Source organism: Ureibacillus chungkukjangi (assembly GCF_003217295.1).
GTDB lineage: Bacteria > Bacillota > Bacilli > Bacillales_A > Planococcaceae > Ureibacillus > Ureibacillus chungkukjangi.
The window spans coordinates 1-1,853 of sequence record NZ_QJTJ01000074.1; the positions used below are offsets into that span (position 1 = coordinate 1).

1 protein-coding gene is annotated in these 1,853 nt (G+C 39.5%); it reads right to left on the bottom strand.

The annotated features are described in order from the left end of the window. Window positions 1-76: 76 nt before the first annotated feature. On the bottom strand, window positions 77-1,351 hold the full coding sequence (gene ltrA / locus BJ095_RS18785) for a group II intron reverse transcriptase/maturase (RefSeq protein ID WP_110561309.1): 1,275 nt from the start codon (window positions 1,349-1,351) through the stop codon (window positions 77-79). Between the last annotated feature and the right edge of the window lie 502 nt (window positions 1,352-1,853).

The window sequence follows — 1,853 nt, forward strand, 5'->3', positions numbered from 1 at the left end:
AATCGAGTAGAGGGAGAATAAGTTCTCGCCCCTCTCACAACACCGTACGTACGGATCTCGTATACGGCGTTTCAATTTATATTACAGTGTGTACTTTTAAGTAACGTTCAAGAGCAGAGGGTATTCCCCTCTGTTCTAGTCTTTTATTAGAGATAGCTCTATGAACAACTTTCGATAATCCGATAAATCGATAACCTTTCCTACAGTATGTTAAGCCTTTGGCTTCTTCTTCGGGTATCCCTAATTGGATTAGAGACCTAATCTGCTTTCTCGGTACCTTCCATTGCTTCCAAATAATTACCCTTATTCTTGAGCGTAGTTTCATATCAGTTTCTCGCATAGCCGTTTTCATTTTTGCAGTTCTAAAGTAATTTACCCAACCGAATATTACTTGTTTTAGTTTCATTATTCTGTAGTCTAACGATATGCTCCAGTTTCGCTTTGTTAATTGCCGAAGTTTCCTTTTAAATTTCTGTACTGACATTGGATGTGGTCGAACTTGATACTTCTTGTCTTTTGAATCGTAGTAATAACCAAACCCCAAGAATTTCAAATCTTTTGGACGAGCGATTTTACTCTTTTCTGCATTGACTATCAATCCTAATTTCTTTTCTATAAACTTCACGACTGATTCCATAACTCTATTTGCAGATTTCTCGCTCTTCACGAAGATAAGAGCGTCATCCGCATATCTTACGAATTGAAGACCTCTACTTTCTAGTTCCTTATCCAGTTCATTCAACATTATGTTACTTAACAGTGGGCTGAGGTTTCCTCCTTGCGGAGTTCCAACCGGTGTTTCTTCATATTTACCCTTTACCATAACCCCACTGACCAAGTATTTTCTTATTAAAGAAATGACATCTCCATCATCGATTGTATTGGATATAATTCGCATTAGTTTATCATGGTTGACTGTGTCGAAAAATCTTTCAAGGTCAATGTCCACTATCCAATTGTATCCATCATTCAGAAATTCGAGGCTTTTTATAATTGCCATCTCACAACTTCTATTTGGTCTGAAACCGTAACTGAATTCACTAAACTCTTTTTCGAATATCGGACTGAGTACTTGATGAATTGCCTGTTGAACGACCCTATCCACTACTGTTGGTATTCCCAGTTTGCGCATCTTACCATTTTCTTTTGGAATCTCCACTCTTAAGGCAGCTTGTGGTTGGTATTTTCTAGTTCTGATGCGCTGACATAGCTCATCCTTGTTCTCTTTCAGATATTGTTTAAGTTCATCGACCGTTATTCCATCGACACCACTTGCACCTTTATTTCTAAAGACACGTAGATAGGCTTCATTCATATTTCGATTGCTTAGAATCTTTTCTAATAGTTGCACACTCGTTTCTCCTTTCCTCTCACGTAGTAAGTAATATCTCCATTTTGGTTATCATTTGAGATACGCTCATACTTTCACCATTAACACATTCGGAGTCCGTCACTTACGCATTTGTGGTGTTGAAACACTATAAATTGTTCTGCCCTTCATGACCAAAGGTCATTACTATGGCATCTGCTGACTTCTTGCGACTAACCTTTTTCGACTGTACTTTTGGTACATCCGCAAGACCTCCCAGGGTAAGACAACTATCTTTCCTCTTTTACTCGCCTGATTTACCCTACAAAGCTACGCACATCTTTTGGACTTTGACTTGTCGTGGAGCCTTATCCCTTTATAGAGCCTTAGTATCAGATTTCTGTTCGTCGAGCCAAGATTTTATTCCACGCTTCCTCCAGCCCTTACCTCACGATAAGTACCTTGCGCTTCCTTAGTGGTTGGTCGATGTGTACCCCCACAGTGGACTTTCACCACCTAGATAGTTGCCATGCCTGGCACACAC